Origin of the sequence: Massilia sp. DD77 (assembly GCF_036961685.1) — a bacterium.
Lineage (GTDB): Bacteria > Pseudomonadota > Gammaproteobacteria > Burkholderiales > Burkholderiaceae_D > Telluria.
Window position 1 is genome coordinate 1 of the sequence record NZ_JBAMDH010000030.1, and the last position, 17,314, is coordinate 17,314.

Genomic DNA, 17,314 nt, shown 5'->3' on the forward strand with positions numbered 1-17,314 from the left:
TCGCCCAGGCGCAAACCGCGGCCGCGCAACTGCGGCAGCGAACGCACCGGCTCGGGGCTGATGTCGACAGCGGCGCGCACCAGCAGGCGCTGGAGCCCGCGCACCGGCGCCGGCAGGAGCGGCGCCGTTTCGATCAAGCGCATGAACTCGGCCAGGATGCTTGAACCCTCCAGCCCCGGCGCGGTCTGCGCGAGCATGGCTTGCCACATGGCCCACGAGCGCGGCGCGCCGGTCGCGCCATACAGGGCGGCGGCGGGCCCGCCTTCGGCGAAGGCGCGATCCTTCTCCTGAGGCGACAGGGGTAGGACGTAGCGATGATAGGCTTCGATGAATCCGAATGCGGCAGTCGCATGCACCCAGTCGAGCAGGCGCGGATCGTTGGCGCGGTAGGCGTGGCCGCCGGGCGTCCTGCCCTGCACCCGGTCGTGCATCCGCACCACGCGCGCGATGAGCTGTTCCGCCGCCGAGCGTGGGCCGTAGACGGTCATCATGGCGGCAAAACCGGTGCGCCGCAGGCGCATGACCGGGTCGATCCGGAAGCCGCCATGCTCCCACACACCCGTGCGCACCGCCGGTTCCGCCAGTTCGAGCAGCACCGCCGCCACCCCGCCGACGAACAGCGAGACCGGGTTGGCGAACACCCGCCAGCAGACGCCGTCCGCGGGAGCCAGCGCCGGCTCTCCCGCCGGCTGGCTGAAGTCGAAGGCCATCCCCGGGGGCGGCCGCATCAGGTCTTGCAGGATATCCAGCATCGGCTGCCCGCACGACGCCCAGGCTGGCCGCAGGTGGGTCAGCGCGCCGGCGCCACGCGCCAGATCACGTTGCCGACATCGTCCGCCACCAGCACCGCCCCGCCCTTGTCCACCGCCACCCCGACCGGGCGCCCCATGGCGTCGCCGTTCTTGTCGACGAAGCCGCCGAGCACCTCGACCGGCTTCCCGCTCGGCATGCCGTCGCGGAAGGGCACGAACACCACGTTGTAGCCCGACAGCGGCTTGCGGTTCCAGGAGCCATGCTGGCCGATCAGGGCGCCCCCCGAAAACTGCTGCAGCAGCGAGCCTTCGTAGAAGGCCAGTCCCAGCGGCGCCACGTGCGAGCCCAGCGCGAAATCGGGCACGATGGCCTTCTCGACCAGGTCCGGGCGCGGCGGCTTGACGCGCTGGTCGACGTGCTTGCCGTAGTAGCTGTAGGGCCAGCCGTAGAAGCCGCCGTCTTTCACCGAGGTCAGGTAGTCGGGCACCAGGTCGCTGCCCAGTTCGTCGCGTTCGTTCACCACCGTCCACAGGGCCCCCGTCTGCGGATGCCAGGCCAGGCCGTTGGGATTGCGCAGGCCGGAGGCGAACAGGCGGGTCTTGCCGGTGGCGAGGTCGACCTCGAGGATGGCGGCGCGGTCGACTTCCTTGTCCATGCCGTTCTCGGCCACGTTGCTGTTCGAGCCCGAGGTGGCGTACAGCTTGCTGCCGTCCTTGCTGGCGATGATGTTCTTGGTCCAATGGTGGTTCAAGGGCCCGCCCGGCAGCGGCGCCACCGGCTGCGGCTTGGCCGTGATCTCGGTCATGCCCTCCTTGTAGTCGAAGCGCACGATGCCGTCGGTGTTGGCGACATAGAGCGTGTCGCCCACCAGCGCCATGCCGAAGGGCGAATTCAGGTTCTTGATGAACACGCGCTTGAGCTCGGCCGCGCCGTCGCCGTCGGCGTCGCGCAGCAGGCTGATGCGGTTCGGGCTGGGCACGGCGGCGCCCGCCTTCTTCATCACCTTCTTCATCACGTAGCCCTTGATCCCCTTGCCGTCCTCGGGACGCTCGGGAGCGTTGCTCTCGGCCACCAGCACGTCGCCGTTCGGCAGCACATAGACCCAGCGCGGATGGTCGAGGGCCGTGGCGAAGGCGTTGACCGCCAGGCCGGCCGCCGGCCTCGGCGTCGTCCCCGAGGGCCAGCCCTTGGCCGGCGCGATGTCGACAGTCGGAATGGTGGTCTTGACCGGCTCCTTGATGACCGGCTGGGCGCCGACGTCGGCCCCGGATGGAAGGATCGATTTTTCGCCGCAGGCGGCAAGCAGCAGCAAGGTCGCGCCTGCGAGCAGGCGCCCGGAATCGGTGCGCATGATGGTCATCCCCAGGAATTGAAGATGACATTTTATATAGACAAAAAATTACGCTTCGTACGTTACCGCCAAGAAAGCACGCACACCCGCTCACGCCGCCCTTGCTGTTTCCTCTTGCGGTGCGGGCGCCAGCCTGCGGCGCCGCGCGAAGGCCCACAGGCCGGGCAGCTGGACCAGCACCAGCAGGCCGAAGGCGGCCTGGTAGGCGATGGCGGGCGCCCTGCCGGCCAGGTCCGGCTTCCACAGCCCGACCACCAGGCCGAAGCCGGCCTGCACCAGGAAGGCGCCGATGAAGATCAGGAGATTCAGGAAGGTCGCCGCGCGTCCGGTCAGCGCGCGCGGCATCGACTGCGCCACGATCGCGTATTCGATGCCGGTGATCGTACCCACCAGGCTGAACAGCACCGACAGCAGCTGGAAGCTCGGCTGGTAGCCGGCCACGAAGCCCGCCTGCACCAGCACGAACACCGTGACGCCGGCTGCGGCCACGTCCAGCGGCGGCATGCCGCGCCGTCCCGCCCACTCGGTGATCATGCCCACGGCGATCGCCCCGAAGATGACGCCGGCCATGCTCAGGTAGAGCAGGTAGGCCACGGCGTCATCGGAGAACCCGGCGACGTCCGACAGCCAGCGCCCGATCCACAGGCCCTGGACGCCGAAGAAGACCGCATGCGGCAACAGCACCAGCGAGACCACGCCGCGAAAACCAGGCGCGCGCCATACCTCGCGCAAGGCCGGCAGCAGCGGGCCGTGCTGGCTGGCCGCGGCATCGTGGCGCGGATACAGCAGCGCCACCAGCAGGCCGGTACAGGCCACCAGCGCCGCCAGGATCACGAACAGCCCGCGCCAGTCGGTGTATTCCAGCGCCGTGCGCACCGGCATGGTGGCGGTGGCCGCGCCAAGGCCGCCGACCGCGATCAGGTAGCCGTGCACCGAGGGCAGCTTCGCAGGCGCGATCCAGGCCGACACCGCTTTCAGCGCCGCCATGAAGCAGCCGCCCAGGCCACAGCCCATGACGGCGCGCGCCAGCAGCAGCTGGACCAGGCCGGTGCCGCGCGCGAACAGCAGCGCCCCGCAGGCGGCCGCCACCATCATCGCCAGCTGTACCCGGCGCGGGCCGTAGCGGTCGAGCGCGATCCCCACCGGCAGCTGCACCAGCGCGAAGGCGAAGAAGAAGGCGCTGGTGAGCAGGCCGAGCTGGCCCGGCGTAAGCGCCAGCTCGCCGACCAGGTGCGAGGCCAGCACGGCATTGACGTTGCGCAGCAGCGAGGACAGGTAATGTCCGAGCGCGAACGGCAGGAACACGTGGAAAAATACCGCCACGCCGGACAGGCGCGGCGCGGCGGTGCTCGTCATGGTGGTACCAGGCGCCGCGGCCATGGGGGCGCGTCAGGCTGCGTCGGGTTGCGCTTCGACGCCGCGCTGGCCGCCCGGCACCAGCGGAATCACGCGCCCGCCGGGGCCGCGCAGCGGACCGCCACTTTCCATCTCGAAGAAGAAGCGGTCGCGCCCGAAGGCCGGCTTGAGGTGGTCGAGCCAGGTCGCGTCCGGATCGTAACGGGCAAAGAAGGGGCGCCGCACCCAGTCGGGATCGCGGGCTTGCAGGAACTGCAGCGCGAACAGCTTTTCGCCGTTGATGGTGACCACGCCGTCGATCACGACCTTGCCCGGGAAGGCGCTCATCGACGGCCCGCGCACGGTGCGCGACAGGCCGGACACCATCGAATAGGCTTCCTGGAAGATCTCGTGGGCGCGCGCCAGCGGCAGCGCGAAGTAGTCGCGCGGGCCGGTGTCGCGCTCGACGAACATGTAGTACGGGATCGCCCCCAGGCGCACGCCCGTGGTCCACAGCTCGGCCCAGCTTTTCGGGTCTTCGTTGATGTGGCGGATCAGGGGGCCTTGCATGCGCAGGGTGGCGCCGGTGCCGACGATGCGCTTGACCGCCTGCTGGGCGATGGGATGGCGCAGCTCCACCGCGTGGTTGTAGTGGCCCATGATCGCCAGGTTCCTGCCGGCCCGGACCACTTTCTCGAACAGGCGCATCAGGTCGTCGCTGTCCTTGTCCGAGACGAAGCGCTGCGGCCAGTAAGCCACCGACTTGGTACCGATGCGGATATTCTGGATATGCGCCAGTTCCGGGTCGAGCAGCGGCTCGAGGAATTCGCCCAGCGAGCGCGTGTTCATGATCATCGGGTCGCCGCCGGTGAGCAGGACATCGGTCACGCCGGGATGATTCTTCAGGTAGGCCACCAGCTCGGTGCATTCGCGCGCGTCGAACTTCATGTCGTCCATGCCGACGAACTGCGGCCAGCGGAAGCAGAAGGTGCAGTAGGCGTGGCAGGTCTGGCCGGCGCTGGGGAAGAACAGCACCGTTTCCTTGTACTTGTGCTGCAGGCCCCTGAGCGGCGCGTCGTTCACGCGCGGCACGTTGTGCGTCATTTGCCCCGCCGGGTGCGGGTTCATGCGCATGCGGATGCGGTGCACCAGCCGGGCGATGTCCGCCTCGTCCTTCCTGGCCAGGACCAGGTCGCGCAGCTGTTCGTATTCCGCGGCCGGCAGCATGTCGCGGTGCGGGAAGGTCAGGCGGTAGATGGGATCGTCCGGCACCTTGCTCCAGTCGATCAGCTCCTCCATCACATAGGCGTTGGTACGGAAAGGCAGCACATGCGATACCACCTGCACGGCCTCCTGCAGCTCGGGAGTGAGCCACTCCCACTGGCGCGCGGCAACGATGCTCTGGCGCGTATAGGGCTTGAACTTGACGGGCGTCGATTCTGGCGTGGTCACGGGAATTCTCCAGGAGGAAGGATGAAGAACCGCGGCAGGGTGCCGCGAAGAATCCATGGTAGGACCGCGAAACCAAAGGAAATTGCCGCTCGTCAATCAGACTGTTCCTACCAAATGGCATGGAACAAAGGTGGTGCGAGTAGGACAAACGTGCAGAATCACGGCCGCGCGCAGGGCTTCGGCGCGAGGTGCTTGAGCGAACGCAATTTGCGGTCGAAACGTGCCGGTACATTAGTGAGTGCACTTAGGAAATATCTCACTGCATCTCACGAAAGGAAGCCTCATGAAACTGACCGCCGCCGCCCTGTGCCTGGGCATGGGCCTGATGTCGACCACCGTCCTGGCCAATGAACCGACCGAGAAGGACGCCATCGCGATGTGCGAGCGTGGCGCCGCCCTCATCAAGGCCAAGGGCAAGGACGAGATGATGAAGCGCATCAACGCCAAGGATCCGGACTTCGTCCAGGGCGCGCTCTACATCGACATCCGCGACATCAAGACGGGCATCGTGCTGGCCCACCCCTACAACCCCTCGATCGTGGGCAAGGACCTGACCGACGTGCCGGATGCGAACGGCAAGAAGTACCGTCGCGAGATCATCGAACTGGCCGCGGCCAAGGGCAAGGGCTGGGTCGATTACCAGTACAAGAACCCGACCTCGGGGAAGATCGAGCCGAAGACCACCTATATCTTGCGGGTGGATGATGTGGTGCTGGAGGCGGGGATCTACAAAAAGTAAGGGTGCTGCTGGCAGCGCATCAGCTCGATGGAACTTGGATCCCGGCCTTCGCCGGGACGACGGCGATGGGAGGCGGGTGAATCATGCTGAACAAACTGCGGATCGGGCAGAAGCTGCTGCTGGCCCCGGGGATGGTGCTGGTGCTGCTGACCCTGCTGTCGGCGGCCGCGTATTACGGCATGGTGCGCCAGAACGCTTCGCTCGAGCACATGGTGCAGGTACGGGCGGCGCGCCTTCAGGCCGTGGCCGACGTGGCGGGCGACGCGCGCTTCGCGCACGCGAACATCTACCAGCTCCTGGCCTGGGTCAACGGCAGCTTCGCCAGGAACCGCCTCGACGCCCTCACCGCCGATATCCACCGCAAGCACGCGGCCATCAAGGACAAGCTGGGCAAGCTCGCCGAACTGGCCGGGACCGGCGAGCGCGCGCCGATCGACGCCTCGCTCGCCGCGCTGGCGGCCTACCGCAAGGCGGTACTGGAGACCATCGAGCTGGCCCAGGTCGACCAGTCGATCGCGACCAGTTCGATGCAGAAGGCCGAGAAGCAGTTCGTCGCCCTCGACGCCGAACTGGGACGCCTGGCGGGACGCGAAAAGCAGCTCAGCGAAGACGCCTATACCGCCGCCAAGGACGAGTTCCGCTCGCTCGGCCTGAGCATGGCGGGACTGGTGCTGCTGTCGATCGCGCTGTCGCTGGTGGTGACGGTGCTGGTGCGGCGCTCGATGCTGGCGGGGATCCGCGCCATCGCGCGCGCCGTCGGCGAGCTGGCCGAGGGCCGGCTCGATGCGCCGCCCGGCGCCAGCACCGGGCGCGACGAGATCGCCGACACCTCGCGCGCCCTCGACCACACCATCGCCCGCCTGAACGTGGCGCTGCGGAGCATCCTGGCCTCGGTGCGCTCGATCGACACCGCCTCGAAAGAGATCGCCAGCGGCAACCTCGACCTGTCCACCCGTACCGAGATGCAGGCCGGCTCGCTCGAGCAGACCGCAAGCGCCATGGAAGCGCTGACCACGGCGGTCAAGGACAACGCCAACAACGCGCGCCTGGCTTCCGGACTGGCGTCCGAGGCGGCCGAGCTGGCGGCCGACGGCGGCAAGGCCGTGGGGCGCGCGGTGAGGAGCATGGAATCGATCCAGGCCAGCTCGCGCCAGATCGTCGAGATCATCGGCGTGATCGACGGCATTTCCTTCCAGACCAATTTGCTGGCGCTGAACGCGGCGGTGGAAGCGGCGCGCGCCGGCGAGCAAGGGCGCGGCTTCGCGGTGGTGGCCGCCGAAGTACGCACCCTGGCCCAGCGCTCGGCCGCCGCAGCCAGGGAGATCAAGGCCCTGATCGCGGACTCGGTCAATATCATCGAGGGCGGCAACGCCTCGGTCAGCGAGGCCGGCGCCAGCATGGGCGACATCGTGGCCTCGGTGCGCCAGGTGAACGACATCATCGGCCGCATCAGCGTGGCCAGCACCGAGCAGGCCGAAGGCATCGCCGACGTCAACCGCGCGGTGGGACAGATGGACGGCATGACGCAGCAGAACGCGGCGCTGGTCGAACAGGCCGCCGCGGCGGCGGAAAGTCTGCACGAGCAGACGGTCAACCTGGCGAAGGCGGTGTCGATCTTCCGGATCGCGCAGGATCAGGGTGAAGTCGCGGCAGTGGAAGCGGCGCCGGTTGCGGAGGAAGACGAGGCGTTCCAGGGGGTGGGCGAACGGCGGACGCCGGGCAGTCCGATGCGGCCGAAGGCTGTGCGGGCATTGCCTGCGGCAAGGCGATCATCGTAGGGTCGGCGGGAAACCCGCCGACCCTACCTGAAAGGCCGGCTCACGAACTTCGACCCGGCCAGCCCAAACCGCCACGGCACATCCACCGCCTTCGAAATCCCGATACGCGGCCCCGCGATCAGCGGCAGCTCCCCCGGCGCCGGTAACAGTTCGAACGGCGGCGCCGACAGGGCCATGCCGTTATGCGCCCGTGTCACTCCCAGTGCCTGGCACAGCTTGCCCGGGCCCGAGCACAGCAGCCATTCGTCGTCCGCGTCGCGCCGCGCGCGCATGACGTCCAGCCCCGCCACCGGTTCCAGCGCCCGGATCAGGACCCCGGCGCCGTGCCCCGCCTCGCGGCACACGAAGTTCAGGCACCAGTGGATGCCGTAGGAACGGTAGACATAGGCATGGGCCGGCGGGCCGAACATCGAGGCGTTGCGCTCGGTCGGCCCTGAATAGGCATGCGAGGCCGGGTCCTCGCGGTCGTAGGCCTCGGTCTCGACGATGCGCCCGCCCACCCCGTCGATCAGCACGGTGACGCCGATCAGCTGGCGCGCCACGATCTCTGCTGGTGCTGAAAAATCAATTCCTGCAATTATCGAAATAGCCATGAATCGATTTTATCCCGGGTCAGCCTGACCCGGCGTTTTGGTGAAATCGACACAGGGATCGCATTGCTTTGCTGCAAGTTAAACATGGCTGGGGTATAGTGGCGGCTCCTCTGCATTTCCCAGAAGCACCAAATTTTCCCCATGAACACCGTCGCCGAGCCCATCCAGCCGATCGACCAGGTCGATGCCCTGATCAAGTCGATCCGCATTCCGCCGCGGCCCAGCCTGCTGGCCGACCTGCAGCGCGAGCTGGCCTCGGAAGACCCGTCGCCTGAAGCGATCGGCAAGATCGTGGCCAGCGATGTCGGCATGTCGGGCGCCCTGCTCAAGCTGGCCAACTCCTCGATCTATGGCGGGCGCCGCAAGGCCAAGTCGGTCGAGCAGGCCATCCTGTTCCTGGGCATCAACCAGGTGGCGGCCCTGATGACCGGCCTGCTGGCGCGCCAGGCGATTCCCGCCAATAGCGCCGCCCTGGCGACCTTCTGGGATGTTTCCTCGCGCCGTGCCGAAGCCATGGTGTTCCTGTCGCGCCGCCTGCGCGTGGGCGAGCCGGACGTGGCCCATACCTTCGGCCTGTTCTGCGATACCGGCGTGCCCTTGCTGATGGACCGTTTCCCCGACTACGCCGCCACCTACGCCGACGCCTCGCTCGAAGCGCTGCGTCCGTTCACGGCGCTGGAGGACGAGCGCCACAGCACCAGCCATGCGGCCGTCGGCTGCCTGCTTGCGCGCAACTGGGGCCTGTCTGGCGACGTCGGATGGGCCATCCTGCACCACCATGACTTCGCTGTCCTCGACGACAGCGCGACCGCGCCCGCCGTGCGCTCGCTGGTGGCCTTGTCGGTGCTGGCCGAAAGCGCCCTGTGCAGTTACCAGGGCCAGGCCGAATCCCTGGAATGGGGCAAGGGCGGCGACGCCGCCTGCGCCTACCTCGGCCTGTCCGGCGAGGAAACCGCCGAGTTGCTCGACGAACTGCTCGAAGCCTTCCACGCAGACTGAGCACGCGTCAATACATACTTTTGACAGAGTCTTCCGGCAGGCAGATACTTGAGACAAAAAGTAGCTACGCCGGAGGAGTCATGAAGCGCCTGATCATTTTGCTATTGTCGGCAGCCCTGGCCGGATGCGCCAGCGTCATGCCGGCGAGTGCGCCGCCCGCACTGTTCGCCGACGCCGGCTTCGCGCCGCCCTCCGAACCGGTGAGCGCCGAGAACCTGTTCAAGCTCAGCCCGGCCATGCGGGCCTACCTGAACAGTCCCACCTTCACCCAGCTGCTGCGCAACCGTGGCGCGCGCCACGGCCTGATCGAGGCGCTGTACAGCAAGACCGACCTCAAGCTCGAGTACGAATCCAAGGTCACGCGCACCGCCGCCCAGACCTACGAAGCGCGTTCGGGCAACTGCCTGTCGCTGGTGATCATGACGGCCGCGTTCGCGAAGGAACTCGGCATGCCGGTGCATTTCCAGAGCGTCAACGTGGATGACCTGTGGAGCCGCGCCGGCGGACTCTACCTCGCCAGCAACCACGTCAACATCAGCCTGGGCGAGCGCGCCACCGACATCCAGCGCGGCTACGATCCGGACCGGCACCTGGTGGTCGACTTCATCCCGCGCGACGACGCGGCCAAGCTGCGCAGCCGCCAGCTCGAGGAAGAAGACATCGTCGCGCTCTACCTGAACAACCGGGCCGCCGAAGCGCTGGTGCAGCAGCGCACCGACGACGCCTACTGGTGGGCCAAGGCGGCGGTCTCGGCGCGCCCTGGCGCAGTCTCGCCGCTCAACACCCTGGGCGTGGTCTACCAGCGCCATGGCGACCTGGCCCTGGCCGAACAGGCTTTCCGCACCGCCCTCACGCGCGAACCGGAAAACCTGGCCGTGCTGCGCAACCTGCAGCCGCTGCTGGTGAAGCTGGGCCGGCCGCTCGAAGCGCAGCAACTGGAAAAACGCATCGCCGCCATCGAGCCCTATCCGCCCTATCACTTCTTCGACCAGGGCATGGTGGCGCTGAAGGCCGGCGACTTCGACGGCGCCAGGGACTTGTTCGAACGCGAGGTCAAGCGCGCGCCCTTCAACGACGAGTTCCGCTTCTGGCTCGGCATCGCCCACCTGCGCCTGGGCCACATGAGCGACGCGCGCGAGCACATCACGCTGGCCGTGAACAACAGCACCAGCAGCGACATGCGCGAGGTGTATTCGTCCAAGCTCCACTACCTGCGCACACTGGTGCAGACGGGGACGAGGATCCGCTGATACCATGGCGGATTGACCGCAACCGTCGAGGAGTGAATGCGTTGGAAAACCGCCCTGCTGGCGCTTGCGCTGGCGCAGAGCGCTGTTACGGGAAGCGCGCAGGAAGTCTGCGCCCTGCCCGCCAGTGTCGAGAGCCCGGCGCCGCGCCGGGCCGATTACGTCAACGCTGACCAGCCGGTCGACTACCACGCGCTGGTGCTGTCATGGTCACCGCAGTATTGCGAGGGAGCGCGCAAGCGGCGCGGCGGCAACCAGGATGCCTTCCAGTGCTCATCGAGAAACCGCTTCGAGTGGGTCGTCCACGGACTATGGCCCCAGAACGGCAACGCTTCGTCCAGCAAGCACCACCCTCGCCATTGCCGCGCATCGAACGCGCTGCCGCCCGCGCTGCTCAAGCGCCATTTCTGCATGATGCCGAGCGCGAACCTGATGCAGAACGAATGGCAGGCCCACGGCACCTGTGGCTGGTCCACCCCGGACCGCTACTTCGCCGACATCGAGAAGGTGTATGCGGGGCTGCGCCGGCCGACCACGGCCGCCATGCTGGGCGCAAGCGCGCAGGCGGCGCCGGACAGCCTGGCCGAGACCACCGCCGGCGCGATCAAGCACTCCTTCCTGAAGCTCAATCCCGCGCTGCCGGCGGACAGCCTGCGCGTCAAGGTCGCTTCCGGCAGCCGCCTCAAGGAAGTCTGGATCTGCCTCGACAAGGGATTGAGACCGATGGCCTGCCCGCGCGGCGGCGCCCACGACAAGCAGCGCGTCCGGGTCAGGACGCCGCACCACTAGCTCTCCAGGCGCCACCGCCCCGCGGGCGCGCTTGACGAAGCGGACAAACCGGCCCACACTACGATTAACCAATTAGTTAATTAAGCAATGAACTCAAACCTGGACAAAACCTTCGAGGCGCTCGCCTCGCTGCCACGGCGAAAGATCCTGGCCTTGCTCTCGCATGCCGAGCTGACCACGTCCGAGCTGGCGGAACAGCTGGCGATCAGCGCCCCGGGTACCTCGCGCCACCTGTCGGTGCTGGAAAACGCGGGGCTGGTCCTGAGCGAACGGCGCGGACAGTTCGTCCACTACCGGCTCAACGGCGAAAGCCTGGTCAATCACCTGTCTGGTTTCATGTTCGAGCTCTGTCCCACCGCCGCGCCGCTCAAGCGCGCCTCGAAAACCCTCGCGAAGAAGCGCAAGCCGGCCTGAGGCCGGAAAGGAGACCGCCATGACCAAGCCCACTCTCGGAAACGTCGTCAACGGAACCGTCAGGTGGTCTCCGGTCAAGTCGCTGTGGTGGACGGGCATGACGGCCACCGCCATCGTCGGCGGCGCCATGACCTTCAGCTGGAGCGCCTTCGCGCTCTTCGTCGTGCTCACCGCGGCGGTCCTGCTGTTCGGCCATTCGCTGGGCAGCCACCGCAAGCTGATCCACGATAGTTTCGCCTGCCCCGGCTGGCTGGAATACGTCCTGGTCTACATGGGCGTCCAGGTAGGGCTCTCCGGACCGCTCGGCTTGCTGGCCCAGCACGACCTGCGTGATCATTCCCAGAGCCAGCCTCACTGCCATGATTACCTGCGCCATGGCCGCCCCTTCCTGCTCGACGGCTGGTGGCAGCTGCACTGCGAGCTGCAGCTCGATGCGCCGCCCGCCCTGCCCGTGCGCGCATCCGTCGCCAACGACCGTTTCTACCGCTTCCTGGAGCGCAGCTGGATGCTGCAGCAGCTGCCGCCCGCCCTGCTCCTCTACCTGGCCGGAGGCTGGGCCTTCGTCATCTGGGGCGTGTGCGCCCGCATTGCCGCCGGTGTCACCGGCCACTGGCTGATCGGCTGGTTCGCGCATAATCACGGCGGCATGCACCATGCGGTCGACGGCGCCGCCGTCCAGGGGCGCAATGTCCGCTTTGCCGCGCTGCTGACGATGGGCGAATCGTGGCACAACAACCACCATGCATTTCCAGGCTCGGCCAGGCTCGGACTGTATGCGGGCGAATGGGATCCCGGCTGGTGGACGCTCATGCTCTTGAAGCGGGCCGGATTGGTGTGGCAGTTGCGACTTCCCGACGCATGTCCGGCGCGCCCTGAACTGCGGGCACTGGACGATGCGCCGCAGGCACTTGGGGAGACACCCGTTTCCGTGCGAGTCCTGCGGTCGGCGACGAGCCGGCGCCTCTCCCTGTACTACCGGGGCAGCCGCATCACGGGCCTGCCGGCATTGCTGATTGCCGCCGGCTCGCGCAATCCCTGCACGGCCGTCGCCGTGGTCGTACTCCTGCCTTTCGCGACGGCGGCCGAAGTGCTGCGCAACCGCATGCAAGCCTGTTGCGGCTGAACGCCTGTCAGAACAAGTGCGCTTGCACCGGCGCGGCAGGCAGCGCCGCGAGCTGGCGCCACACTTCCAGCTTCTGCGCGAAGTCCATGGCCATGTGCGCCGGTGAACTCGACGGCAGCACCACGGTGCGGTAGCCCTGCGTCGCGAACTGCGGCGCGAACTTGCCCGACGCCTGGCCGTTGAAGCCCACCGTTTCCAGCCGCGGGCACAGTGCGCGCAGGCGTTCGAAGTCGTTCGCGGCCGGCTTGCGGATGGCGGAGTCCAGGCTGCCTTCGCGCTCGCAGGCGGCCAGCACATCCCACAGTCCGACATGGTGGGCCAGCAGGCGGGGCAGGCGTTCGGCGTAGGGCAGCGAGGCCAGGTCCTCGCCCGTCACGGCGGAGATCAGGCGCCAGAACTGGTTGCGCGGATGCGCGTAGTACTGCTGCGCGGCGAGCGAGGCGGCGCCGGGAAAGCTGCCCAGCACCAAGATGCGCACGTCAGGGGTAATGACGGGCGCCAAGCCCGTGAGGATGGGAGAGGAAGCGGTCGGCATACCGCCATTCTAGCGGCGCCGGGCATGGTGCCCACCCCTGCCTCTGGGTTGCGAAACGTATGTACACCACAGCGCATCGTTGCATTCCCGCAACGCAATCATGGCTTTTTCATATTTACGCTTGATCAACCCCTTACCGATTGGTCAAACTGCAATATTGCCCATCTTGTCTATGCAATGACCGAGAGCGCGGACACGATATGTCTTGCCGCCCACCCTTGCGACAACCGGATTTTTTATTGATAGGACCCTCAGGTATGGATACCCGCTTCAAGCACTCCCTGCTCGCCCTGGCCGTCGCCAGCGCCTTCCCCCTGCATGCCGCACAGGCGCAAGAAACCCCGCCGGCCGAAGAGGCGAAGAAGCCCGGCCAGCTCGAAACCGTGATCGTGACCGCGCAGCGCCGCGCGGAAAACATCAAGGACGTGCCGATGTCGGTGGCCACCGTGAAGGGCGAGAAGCTGGACGTGCTGACTTCCGGCGGCCAGGACATCCGCTTCCTGAGCGGCCGTTCGCCGTCCGTGTCCGTGGAATCGGACTACGGCCGTACCTTCCCGCGCTTCTACATCCGTGGCCTGGGCAACACCGACTTCGACCTGAACGCCTCGCAGCCGGTGGGCCTGGTGATGGACGACATCGTGCAGGAAAACCCGATGCTGAAGGGCTTCCCGGTGTTCGACGTGGACCAGATCGAAGTGCTGCGCGGCCCGCAGGGCACCCTGTTCGGCCGTAACTCCCCGGCCGGCGTGATCAAGTTCGACTCGGCCAAGCCGGTGTTCCGCAAGGAAGGCTACGTCAACGTCGGCTTCGGCAAGGACCGCGTGCGCAACGTCGAAGGCGCCATCAACCTGCCGGCCAACGACGTCTTCGCCACCCGCATCTCGGTGCAGTCCCAGCACCGCGGCGATCGCGTGCACAACGACCGCCCGAACGCGCCGACCCGCGACTTCGAAGGCTACAAGGACAACGCCGGCCGCATCCAGTTCCTGCTCAAGCCGAACAAGGACTTCAGCGCCCTGCTGAACCTGCACGCGCGCGACATGGACGGCAACGCCACCCTGTTCCGCGCCAACATCCTCAAGAAGGGCACCAACGAGCTGGTCGACAACTTCGACTACGATTCGTACCCGAGCGACGGCCTGAATACCCAGAGCCTCAAGAACAAGGGCGGCAACCTGCGCCTGCGCTGGGATACCCCGGGCATGACCTTCCACTCGATCACCGGCTACGAGACGCTGGAGTTCTTCAGCCGCGCCGACGTCGATGGCGGCTACGGCGCGGTCTACGCCCAGCCGATGGGCCCGGGCTTCATCCCCTTCGTCGTGGAAACCGCCGACCTGGTTCCCGACCACAAGCAGCTGACCCAGGAATTCCGCGTCGAGTCCAACAACAAGGGCCCGCTGCAGTGGATCGCCGGCCTGTTCTACTTCGACGAGCAGATCCAGATCGATTCGATCTCCTTCGACTCGCTGGCCCCGGGCAACCCGCAGAACTTCAACTACGCCACCCAGGAGCAGGATTCCAAGTCGTGGGCGGTGTTCGGCACCGTGAACTACACCGTGACCGACGCCTTCAAGCTGCGCGCCGGCCTGCGCTACACCAAGGACAAGAAGGACTTCGTGGCGCGCCGCGTCGAGACCGGCGGTTCGACCTTCCTGCCGCTGCACGACTCGTCGAGCAACGTGAGCTGGGACCTGAGCGGTACCTACACCCTCAACAAGGACACCAACCTGTTCGGCCGCATCGCAACCGGCTACCGCGCCGCGTCGATGCAGGGCCGCCTGTTCGACCTGACCTCGCTGCCGTCGCAGGCCGACGCCGAGAAGATCGTGTCGGTGGAATTCGGCGTCAAGCAGGACCTGTTCGACCGCCGTGCGCGCCTGTCGGCCACCGTGTTCGACTACCGCATGAAGGACAAGCAGCTGACCGCCGGATCGGGCACCGTCAACATGAACCAGCTGGTCAACGCCGACAAGGTCACCGGCCGCGGCGTGGAACTGGACTTCCAGGCCAACCTGAGCGACGCCTGGAGCATGACCTTCGGCACCAGCTATAACGACACCGAGATCAAGGACCCGAACCTGTTCGTGCAGTCCTGCGGCAGCGGCTGCACCACCCAGGACCCGCGCCGCAACTTCACGGACGCGAACGGCAACGTGATCGGCTCCGCCGCCATCATCGACGGCAACCCGCTGCCGCGCGCACCGAAGTGGCAGCATAACTTCACCCTGCGCTTCAGCCAGCCGCTGGGCAATGGCGAGATCTACGCCTTCACCGACTGGGCTTACCGCACCTCGTACAACTTCTTCCTGTACGAAGCGGCCGAGTACAAGGCCAAGGAGCTGCTGGAAGGCGGCGTGCGCGTGGGTTACCGCTGGAACGACGGCAAGTACGAGCTGGCAGCGTATGGCCGCAACATCACCAACCGTATCCAGTCGCTGGGCGCGATCGACTTCAACAACCTGACCGGCATCGTCAACGAACCGCGCACGTATGGTGTGCAGTTCAAGGCGAGCTTCTGAACACCAAAGCAGCAACCGTTTAAGTTAGCCTAAAAAACGTCGTCCCCGCGCAGACGGGGATCCAAGTTGCCAGCGTATCGATAACGCTGGCAGAACTTGGGTCCCCGCCTTCGCGGGGATGACGTTTTTAGGCTAACTGGTTTTCATCCACTTACTTCATCCACACCGCGTAATTCGTCCCCGACGTCTGCAAGGTCCACCCCGCCCCCGGGCTCCAGCTGTTCGGCCCGATCTTCATCGCCAGCTGCTTCGTCGAACCCGTGACGATCGCCGCATACAGTCCCTGCGTCGCCTGCTGGATCGCCACCGGCGACGTCGAGTGCACCCCCGCCGCCTTGCGCGCCGCCATCAGCGCCTTGATCGGCGTCTTCAGGTTCCAGTTGTAGATGTGCGGGTAGTAGACCGTCGGGATGCCCGGATGGCTCAGGATGTAGGCGTAACCCTGCATCACCGCGCCGCACGGCACCGGCCAGTGGTTTTGCCCATTGCCGCAGCTCTCGGACGGACCCGTATCGTGGTTGTCCACGAAGGTCACCGACATCGCCGGCCACCAGCCGAGGGCACCCTGCGGCTTGCCCTGAGAATCCTTCAAACGCCAGTAGTTGCCGTTCGCGAGCGCGTCGTTGAGCAGGCCCTTGGTGGTGAAATCGAAGGCGCCGCAGCTGTTGTTGGTGCCGTTGATCCAGTTCATGATCGCCTGGCGGTGCGGGTTGACGTCGTTCAGGTTCAAGTCCGTCCACAGCTCGCCCACGCAGAACTCGGCGCCGAAGGCGTTCGCGTACTGCCCGGCGTAGCTGGCGCCGAAGCCCTTCACGTAGTCGAAGCGCAGGCCGCTGAAGCCCACCGGCTTCAAGGTGGAATTGAGCCAGGTCGTGATGCCGTTCTGGACTTCGCCCACGTTGCGGTGGTCGATGTCGCGTGCGGCGCCGAAGCCGTCGCCCGTGTCGCCGTTGCCCAGGCCGCAGTTGCATTCGTCGTTGTTGACGATCGCGTGGGTGGTCCAATTGGGGTTGGTGAGATCGGACCAGCCGGTGCTGCCGACACGGTGGTTGACGACGATGTCGGCCACCGCCTTGATGCCGTTGTTGGTGAAGGCGCGCACCACGTTGGTCAGTTCGGCCGAGCTGCCGTATTTCGAGTTCAGGTTGTTCAGCTGGCGCGGCAAGTAGCCTTCGGCGGCCGCGGAGTCCGAAGGCGGCGGGAACCACACGTGGGTGAAGCCCATGCCCTTCAAGTCGGCCACGTTATTCAGGACGGTGTTGTACCAGTTCGGATTGCTGTAATTCGCAGAGTTCCAGTGGAAGCCCTGCAGCAGGACAGCCTGGCTGTTGCCGGATTGGGCCGCCGGGGTGGCGGCATGGGCCTGGGCCGAGAAGGCCAGGATGATCGTTGCAAGCATGGCGCTGATGCGCACTTTTTTCTGCATGTCTCCTCCAAGAGTATAGTGCGGTTAGGTTCGATTCCTTCAAAAAGCAGAAACTACAGGTTTCTTTGTTACGCGAACATGAGGTAGCTAAACTACGAACCTCCCGTCAATACGGTACGGAAGGCAGGTGGATTCTGTCGTTTACCGCATACGCATGTCAAACGAATTCAGCAAGGTTGTGTAGTTTCGCTACTTCTGCACCAACGTCCGAATCCGGCGCGGCAATAAAAAAGCGGCGGGCGCTTGCGCGCACCGCCG

The 17,314-nt window shown here is 66.4% G+C and carries 15 protein-coding genes; 8 read left to right on the forward strand and 7 right to left on the reverse strand.

Annotated features, from left to right (window positions below; genetic code table 11):
- The 4 genes from V7778_RS17990 to V7778_RS18005 all read right to left on the reverse strand — a co-directional run.
- On the reverse strand, window positions 1–752 hold a 752-nt coding region (locus tag V7778_RS17990; RefSeq protein ID WP_335557765.1), incomplete at its 3' end, for an oxygenase MpaB family protein.
- A 38-nt stretch (window positions 753–790) separates the two neighbouring features.
- Window positions 791–2,104: a PQQ-dependent sugar dehydrogenase gene (locus tag V7778_RS17995; RefSeq protein WP_335557767.1), complete on the reverse strand. Its 1,314-nt coding sequence runs from the start codon at window positions 2,102–2,104 to the stop codon at window positions 791–793.
- Between the two features lie 90 nt (window positions 2,105–2,194).
- The gene (locus tag V7778_RS18000) at window positions 2,195–3,460 is read right to left on the reverse strand and encodes an MFS transporter (protein WP_335557768.1); all 1,266 of its coding nucleotides are present in this window, start codon (window positions 3,458–3,460) and stop codon (window positions 2,195–2,197) included.
- 33 nt (window positions 3,461–3,493) lie between these two features.
- Window positions 3,494–4,891, reverse strand: coding sequence for a KamA family radical SAM protein (locus tag V7778_RS18005; RefSeq protein WP_335557769.1), 1,398 nt, complete (start codon window positions 4,889–4,891; stop codon window positions 3,494–3,496).
- A gap of 283 nt (window positions 4,892–5,174) precedes the next feature.
- Here V7778_RS18005 and V7778_RS18010 point away from each other — a divergent pair, with 283 nt between their 5' ends.
- On the forward strand, window positions 5,175–5,630 hold the full coding sequence (locus tag V7778_RS18010; protein WP_335557771.1) for a cache domain-containing protein: 456 nt from the start codon (window positions 5,175–5,177) through the stop codon (window positions 5,628–5,630).
- 83 nt (window positions 5,631–5,713) lie between these two features.
- Entirely contained in the window at window positions 5,714–7,408 is a 1,695-nt protein-coding gene (locus tag V7778_RS18015; RefSeq protein WP_335557772.1) for a methyl-accepting chemotaxis protein, read from the forward strand.
- Window positions 7,409–7,431: 23 nt separating this feature from the next.
- On the opposite strand, the gene V7778_RS18020 is transcribed toward V7778_RS18015, so the two are convergent.
- Window positions 7,432–8,001, reverse strand: coding sequence for a DNA-3-methyladenine glycosylase (locus V7778_RS18020; RefSeq protein WP_335557774.1), 570 nt, complete (start codon window positions 7,999–8,001; stop codon window positions 7,432–7,434).
- A gap of 141 nt (window positions 8,002–8,142) precedes the next feature.
- Here V7778_RS18020 and V7778_RS18025 point away from each other — a divergent pair, with 141 nt between their 5' ends.
- The 5 genes from V7778_RS18025 (at window position 8,143) to V7778_RS18045 (ending at window position 12,573) form a co-directional block, all read left to right on the forward strand.
- Window positions 8,143–9,000, forward strand: coding sequence for an HDOD domain-containing protein (locus tag V7778_RS18025; RefSeq protein ID WP_335557776.1), 858 nt, complete (start codon window positions 8,143–8,145; stop codon window positions 8,998–9,000).
- Between the two features lie 80 nt (window positions 9,001–9,080).
- Window positions 9,081–10,250, forward strand: a complete 1,170-nt coding sequence (locus V7778_RS18030; RefSeq protein WP_335557777.1) for a tetratricopeptide repeat protein — start codon at window positions 9,081–9,083, stop codon at window positions 10,248–10,250.
- Between the two features lie 36 nt (window positions 10,251–10,286).
- Window positions 10,287–11,036, forward strand: a complete 750-nt coding sequence (locus V7778_RS18035) for a ribonuclease T2 family protein (RefSeq protein WP_335557779.1) — start codon at window positions 10,287–10,289, stop codon at window positions 11,034–11,036.
- A gap of 87 nt (window positions 11,037–11,123) precedes the next feature.
- On the forward strand, window positions 11,124–11,450 hold the full coding sequence (locus V7778_RS18040) for a metalloregulator ArsR/SmtB family transcription factor (RefSeq protein ID WP_335557780.1): 327 nt from the start codon (window positions 11,124–11,126) through the stop codon (window positions 11,448–11,450).
- A gap of 19 nt (window positions 11,451–11,469) precedes the next feature.
- Window positions 11,470–12,573: an acyl-CoA desaturase gene (locus tag V7778_RS18045; protein ID WP_335557783.1), complete on the forward strand. Its 1,104-nt coding sequence runs from the start codon at window positions 11,470–11,472 to the stop codon at window positions 12,571–12,573.
- A 7-nt stretch (window positions 12,574–12,580) separates the two neighbouring features.
- Here the strand turns inward: V7778_RS18045 and V7778_RS18050 are convergent, their stop codons facing one another.
- A complete protein-coding gene (locus tag V7778_RS18050; protein WP_335557785.1) occupies window positions 12,581–13,108 on the reverse strand; it encodes a DNA-deoxyinosine glycosylase in 528 nt (175 codons plus the stop codon).
- Between the two features lie 257 nt (window positions 13,109–13,365).
- Between V7778_RS18050 and V7778_RS18055 the strand changes: the two genes are divergently transcribed.
- A complete protein-coding gene (locus V7778_RS18055; RefSeq protein WP_335557787.1) occupies window positions 13,366–15,630 on the forward strand; it encodes a TonB-dependent receptor in 2,265 nt (754 codons plus the stop codon).
- A gap of 151 nt (window positions 15,631–15,781) precedes the next feature.
- On the opposite strand, the gene V7778_RS18060 is transcribed toward V7778_RS18055, so the two are convergent.
- Window positions 15,782–17,056 (reverse strand): glucan 1,4-alpha-maltotetraohydrolase domain-containing protein, encoded by a 1,275-nt coding sequence (locus tag V7778_RS18060; protein ID WP_335557788.1) that lies wholly within the window; start codon window positions 17,054–17,056, stop codon window positions 15,782–15,784.
- Between the last annotated feature and the right edge of the window lie 258 nt (window positions 17,057–17,314).

What these genes read in the sequence shown, in the direction of transcription:
- V7778_RS18060 (WP_335557788.1), bottom strand. Translation starts at nt 17,056, where the DNA reads ATGCAGAAAAAAGTGCGCATCAGCGCCATGCTTGCAACGATCATCCTG.
- V7778_RS18015 (WP_335557772.1), top strand. Translation starts at nt 5,714, where the DNA reads ATGCTGAACAAACTGCGGATCGGGCAGAAGCTGCTGCTGGCCCCGGGG.
- V7778_RS18035 (WP_335557779.1), top strand. Translation starts at nt 10,287, where the DNA reads ATGCGTTGGAAAACCGCCCTGCTGGCGCTTGCGCTGGCGCAGAGCGCT.
- V7778_RS18040 (WP_335557780.1), top strand. Translation starts at nt 11,124, where the DNA reads ATGAACTCAAACCTGGACAAAACCTTCGAGGCGCTCGCCTCGCTGCCA.
- V7778_RS18025 (WP_335557776.1), top strand. Translation starts at nt 8,143, where the DNA reads ATGAACACCGTCGCCGAGCCCATCCAGCCGATCGACCAGGTCGATGCC.
- V7778_RS17995 (WP_335557767.1), bottom strand. Translation starts at nt 2,104, where the DNA reads ATGCGCACCGATTCCGGGCGCCTGCTCGCAGGCGCGACCTTGCTGCTG.
- V7778_RS18030 (WP_335557777.1), top strand. Translation starts at nt 9,081, where the DNA reads ATGAAGCGCCTGATCATTTTGCTATTGTCGGCAGCCCTGGCCGGATGC.
- V7778_RS18050 (WP_335557785.1), bottom strand. Translation starts at nt 13,108, where the DNA reads ATGCCGACCGCTTCCTCTCCCATCCTCACGGGCTTGGCGCCCGTCATT.
- V7778_RS18045 (WP_335557783.1), top strand. Translation starts at nt 11,470, where the DNA reads ATGACCAAGCCCACTCTCGGAAACGTCGTCAACGGAACCGTCAGGTGG.
- V7778_RS18020 (WP_335557774.1), bottom strand. Translation starts at nt 8,001, where the DNA reads ATGGCTATTTCGATAATTGCAGGAATTGATTTTTCAGCACCAGCAGAG.
- V7778_RS18055 (WP_335557787.1), top strand. Translation starts at nt 13,366, where the DNA reads ATGGATACCCGCTTCAAGCACTCCCTGCTCGCCCTGGCCGTCGCCAGC.
- V7778_RS18000 (WP_335557768.1), bottom strand. Translation starts at nt 3,460, where the DNA reads ATGACGAGCACCGCCGCGCCGCGCCTGTCCGGCGTGGCGGTATTTTTC.
- V7778_RS18010 (WP_335557771.1), top strand. Translation starts at nt 5,175, where the DNA reads ATGAAACTGACCGCCGCCGCCCTGTGCCTGGGCATGGGCCTGATGTCG.